Below are 5,342 nucleotides of genomic sequence, written 5' to 3' on the forward strand. Positions count from 1 at the left end.
GGGTGTCCGGCGGCGTCCTACTCTCCCACCCCGTCTCCAGGGCAGTACCATCGGCGCTGAAGGGCTGAGCTTCCGGGTTCGGTATGGGACCGGGCGTTTCCCCTTCGCTGTGACCGCCGTAACGTTATCGAGTTGTTCGGGTGCCCGCCGCCGCCCTGGGTCAAGGAGGGGGTGGTGGGTGGTGGTGCCCGTTTCTCGGGAACCGCACAGTGGACGCGTGCATAGCAGAAGTGTGTTGAAGTTGTTGGCTTATTAGTACCGGTCAGCTGCGACAGTCTTTGGTCCTGTCTTCCACTTCCGGCCTATCTACCCAGTGGTCTAGCTGGGTGCCTTCACCCCACGAGGGGGATGGAAACCTCATCTTGAAGCAGGCTTCCCGCTTAGATGCTTTCAGCGGTTATCCCTTCCGAACGTAGCGAACCAGCGGTGCTCCTGGCGGAACAACTGGCATACCAGAGGTTCGTCCGTCCCGGTCCTCTCGTACTAGGGACAGCCCTTCTCAAGTTTCCTGCGCGCGCAGCGGATAGGGACCGAACTGTCTCACGACGTTCTAAACCCAGCTCGCGTGCCGCTTTAATGGGCGAACAGCCCAACCCTTGGGACCTACTCCAGCCCCAGGATGCGACGAGCCGACATCGAGGTGCCAAACCATCCCGTCGATATGGACTCTTGGGGAAGATCAGCCTGTTATCCCCGGGGTACCTTTTATCCGTTGAGCGACGGCGCTTCCACAAGCCACCGCCGGATCACTAGTTCCGACTTTCGTCCCTGCTCGACCTGTCGGTCTCACAGTCAAGCTCCCTTGTGCACTTGCACTCGACACCTGATTGCCAACCAGGCTGAGGGAACCTTTGAGCGCCTCCGTTACATTTTGGGAGGCAACCGCCCCAGTTAAACTACCCACCAGGCACTGTCCCTGATCCGGATCACGGACCGAGGTTAGATGGTCGATGCGGTCAGAGTGGTATTTCAACGGCGACTCCACTCGCGCTGGCGCGCGGGCTTCATAGTCTCCCACCTATCCTACACAAACCGCACCGAACACCAATACCAAGCTATAGTAAAGGTCCCGGGGTCTTTCCGTCCTGCTGCGCGTAACGAGCATCTTTACTCGTAGTGCAATTTCGCCGAGTTCGCGGTTGAGACAGCGGAGAAGTCGTTACGCCATTCGTGCAGGTCGGAACTTACCCGACAAGGAATTTCGCTACCTTAGGATGGTTATAGTTACCACCGCCGTTTACTGGGGCTTAAATTCTGGGCTTCGCCCCGAAGGGCTGACCCGTCCTCTTAACCTTCCAGCACCGGGCAGGCGTCAGTCCGTATACATCGTCTTGCGACTTCGCACGGACCTGTGTTTTTAGTAAACAGTCGCTTCTCCCTGGTCTCTGCGGCCCTTGCTGCCGTCACCCGCGAGGGGTTGGACAGTTCGGGCCCCCCTTCTCCCGAAGTTACGGGGGCATTTTGCCGAGTTCCTTAACCACGATTATCTCGATCGCCTTGGTATTCTCTACCTGACCACCTGAGTCGGTTTGGGGTACGGGCGGCTAGAACCTCGCGTCGAGGCTTTTCTTGGCAGCTGAGGATCACCCGTTTCCCGCATGTGCGGTCACTGTCAGTTCTCACCGTACGTGCTTCGCGGATTTGCCTACGAAGCCGGCTACAACCTTGGACGTGGTCTACCATCGCCACGCCGGGCTACCTTCCTGCGTCACCCCTGTTAATACGCTTACCTACTACCGGTTCGGGTCCCACGCCGTTGTACCGGTGTCACCCGAAGGTGACGGTGGTACTCGGGGGTGGTTAGCATCACCGGGCTCGGTATGGGCGGTTCTTCGCCGGTAGGAGAATATCAACTCCTTGTCCATCGACTACGCCTGTCGGCCTCGCCTTAGGTCCCGACTTACCCAGGGCGGATTAACCTGGCCCTGGAACCCTTGGTCATTCGGCGGACGGGTTTCTCACCCGTCTTTCGCTACTCATGCCTGCATTCTCACTCGTGTAGTCTCCACCACTAGGTCACCCTGCGGCTTCACTGCCCACACGACGCTCCCCTACCCACCCACACACCTGAACACCCACCCCGAAGGGAAGATGCTGGGTAAAGTGTGAGTGCCACGGCTTCGGCGGTGTACTTGAGCCCCGCTACATTGTCGGCGCGGAATCACTTGACCAGTGAGCTATTACGCACTCTTTCAAGGGTGGCTGCTTCTAAGCCAACCTCCTGGTTGTCTGTGCAACTCCACATCCTTTCCCACTGAGCACACGCTTAGGGGCCTTAGCCGGTGGTCTGGGCTGTTTCCCTCTCGACTACGAAGCTTATCCCCCGCAGTCTCACTGCCACGCTCTGGCTTACCGGCATTCGGAGTTTGGTTGACGTCAGTAACCTGGTGAGGCCCATCGGCCATCCAGTAGCTCTACCTCCGGCAAGGAACGCGTGACGCTGCACCTAAATGCATTTCGGGGAGAACCAGCTATCACGAAGTTTGATTGGCCTTTCACCCCTAACCACAGGTCATCCCCTCAGTTTTCAACCTAAGTGGGTTCGGTCCTCCACGCCGTCTTACCGGCGCTTCAACCTGCCCATGGCTAGATCACTTCGCTTCGGGTCTAGACCCGGCGACTGAATCGCCCTGTTCGGACTCGCTTTCGCTACGGCTTCCCCACACGGGTTAACCTCGCCACCGAGCACTAACTCGCAGGCTCATTCTTCAAAAGGCACGCCGTCACCCCTGCTAAGGAGGCTCCGACGGATTGTAGGCACACGGTTTCAGGTACTATTTCACTCCCCTCCCGGGGTACTTTTCACCTTTCCCTCACGGTACTTGTCCGCTATCGGTCACTAGGTAGTATTTAGGCTTAGCAAGTGGTCTTGCCAGATTCACACGAGATTTCACGGGCCCCGTGCTACTTGGGATCCCCTTCACCAGGCCGCACCATTTCGTCTACGGGACTCACACCCTCTACGGTCCGCCTTTCAATGCGGTTCGACTATGACACGACTTTCTTACTGGTCCGGACCATGTCAGTGATCCACGAAAGGTCCCACAACCCCGTACACGCAACGCCTGACAGCTTGACACGCATACGGTTTGGCCTCATCCGCTTTCGCTCGCCACTACTCACGGAATATCTCTTCCTGCCGGTACTGAGATGTTTCACTTCCCGGCGTTCCCTCCTGCACCCTATGAATTCAGATACAGGTAACCGCACATGACTGCGGCTGGGTTCCCCCATTCGGACATCCTCGGATCACAGCTCGTTTGCCAGCTCCCCGAGGCTTAACGCAGGCTACCACGTCCTTCTTCGGCTCCTAGTGCCAAGGCATCCACCATGTGCCCTTCTAAACTTCGAAACACACTACAAATATGCTACAGAAATCCAAGAATAATACTTGAACATCTGGGATGCTCGCGTCCACTGTGCAGTTCTCAAGCAACGGACGGTCCCGCCGGCCACCAGGCCCACCCGACCCCCAGCACACCCCGCAACCAAGCGAAGCGACCGAAGCGGTATGAAGACCCGACCAACGACCCGTATCCATCAAGGTCACCCGACCAAACATGGCCGGTTGCCTCAGGACCCAACAGTGTGCTCACACGACCCACCCCCACGACACCGGCACGTTCCCACCCACCACCGAAGCAGCAAGGCGTACTAGCACCGGCACGCACCAGGCGCACCGCAAACAGTCAATGTTCCACCCAGAGCAACCACCAGACACACGTTCGGTGCCTACAGCGGCTGTGCATGACCACCCACCCCGAAGAGCGGACAGTATGTGCTCCTTAGAAAGGAGGTGATCCAGCCGCACCTTCCGGTACGGCTACCTTGTTACGACTTAGTCCCAATCGCCAGTCCCACCTTCGACCACTCCCCCCGGAAAACCGGTTGGGCCATGAGCTTCGGGTGTTACCAACTTTCGTGACTTGACGGGCGGTGTGTACAAGGCCCGGGAACGTATTCACCGCAGCGTTGCTGATCTGCGATTACTAGCGACTCCGACTTCATGGGGTCGAGTTGCAGACCCCAATCCGAACTGAGACCGGCTTTTTGGGATTCGCTCCACCTTACGGTATCGCAGCCCTCTGTACCGGCCATTGTAGCATGCGTGAAGCCCAAGACATAAGGGGCATGATGATTTGACGTCATCCCCGCCTTCCTCCGAGTTGACCCCGGCAGTCTCCCATGAGTCCCCGGCATAACCCGCTGGCAACATGGGACGAGGGTTGCGCTCGTTGCGGGACTTAACCCAACATCTCACGACACGAGCTGACGACAACCATGCACCACCTGTGCACCGACCTTGCGGAACCACCATCTCTGGCAGCGTCCGGTGCATGTCAAGCCTTGGTAAGGTTCTTCGCGTTGCATCGAATTAATCCGCATGCTCCGCCGCTTGTGCGGGCCCCCGTCAATTCCTTTGAGTTTTAGCCTTGCGGCCGTACTCCCCAGGCGGGGCACTTAATGCGTTAGCTGCGGCACGGAACTCGTGGAATGAGCCCCACACCTAGTGCCCAACGTTTACGGCATGGACTACCAGGGTATCTAATCCTGTTCGCTCCCCATGCTTTCGCTCCTCAGCGTCAGTTGCGGCCCAGAGACCTGCCTTCGCCATCGGTGTTCCTCCTGATATCTGCGCATTCCACCGCTACACCAGGAATTCCAGTCTCCCCTACCGCACTCTAGTCTGCCCGTACCCGATGCAAGCCCGAGGTTGAGCCTCGGGTTTTCACACCAGACGCGACAGACCGCCTACGAGCTCTTTACGCCCAATAATTCCGGACAACGCTTGCGCCCTACGTATTACCGCGGCTGCTGGCACGTAGTTAGCCGGCGCTTCTTCTGCAGGTACCGTCCACCCGAAGGCCTTCTTCCCTGCTGAAAGAGGTTTACAACCCGAAGGCCGTCATCCCTCACGCGGCGTCGCTGCATCAGGCTTTCGCCCATTGTGCAATATTCCCCACTGCTGCCTCCCGTAGGAGTCTGGGCCGTGTCTCAGTCCCAGTGTGGCCGGTCGCCCTCTCAGGCCGGCTACCCGTCGACGCCTTGGTAGGCCATTACCCCACCAACAAGCTGATAGGCCGCGAGCCCATCCCCCACCGAAAAACTTTCCAACACCCACCATGCGGAAGGTGCTCATATCCGGTATTAGACCCCGTTTCCAAGGCTTATCCCGAAGTGGAGGGCAGGTTGCTCACGTGTTACTCACCCGTTCGCCACTGATCCACCCAGCAAGCTGGGCTTCACCGTTCGACTTGCATGTGTTAAGCACGCCGCCAGCGTTCGTCCTGAGCCAGGATCAAACTCTCCGTAAAAGAGAGAAAACAACCAACGACCCCCAA

General features: G+C 58.2%; 3 rRNA genes. All 3 read right to left on the reverse strand.

The annotated features are described in order from the left end of the window. Nucleotides 1–4 precede the first annotated feature (4 nt). A 5S ribosomal RNA gene (gene rrf / locus HDG69_RS18610) occupies nt 5–121 on the reverse strand. A gap of 111 nt (nt 122–232) precedes the next feature. Further along, nucleotides 233–3,352 (reverse strand): 23S ribosomal RNA (locus HDG69_RS18615). Nucleotides 3,353–3,789: 437 nt separating this feature from the next. Beyond that, a 16S ribosomal RNA gene (locus HDG69_RS18620) occupies nt 3,790–5,315 on the reverse strand. The 16S, 23S and 5S rRNA genes sit together here, the layout of an rRNA operon. Nucleotides 5,316–5,342 lie beyond the last annotated feature (27 nt).

The organism is Isoptericola halotolerans, assembly GCF_013149785.1.
Classification (GTDB): domain Bacteria; phylum Actinomycetota; class Actinomycetes; order Actinomycetales; family Cellulomonadaceae; genus Isoptericola; species Isoptericola halotolerans.